This is a genomic window from Chitinibacter sp. ZOR0017 (genome assembly GCF_000799095.1).
Taxonomy (GTDB): Bacteria; Pseudomonadota; Gammaproteobacteria; order Burkholderiales; family Chitinibacteraceae; genus Chitinibacter; species Chitinibacter tainanensis.
Window position 1 is genome coordinate 119291 of record NZ_JTLG01000044.1, and the last position, 304, is coordinate 119594.

The following is a 304-nucleotide window of genomic DNA, read 5'->3' on the forward strand; positions in this document are numbered from 1 at the left end:
TCCAGCTTCACCAGTACGGTAAATACTGGCATCAGTATTGTGTTGAAGGCATTGTCGGGCTTCGGTTTGGTGAATATACCCCTGCAGTCGTTAGCACGAGTCGCCCGTGGAGCCACGCCGTTCGGGAGGCGGTTGGCAAGGCATGGCGTAGCTTGGCGGCTTTGCCGCCTTAGCGGAGACTGTGGCCTTGGGCCATTTTAAGATGCGGCTGTTTGAGCGTTGCGACGTTAGCGCAACGCGAGTTTGTCGCATCGCCTTGCCAAGCGCTGGACGGACGGGGTTTCGCGGTGATCGGGCGCGTTAG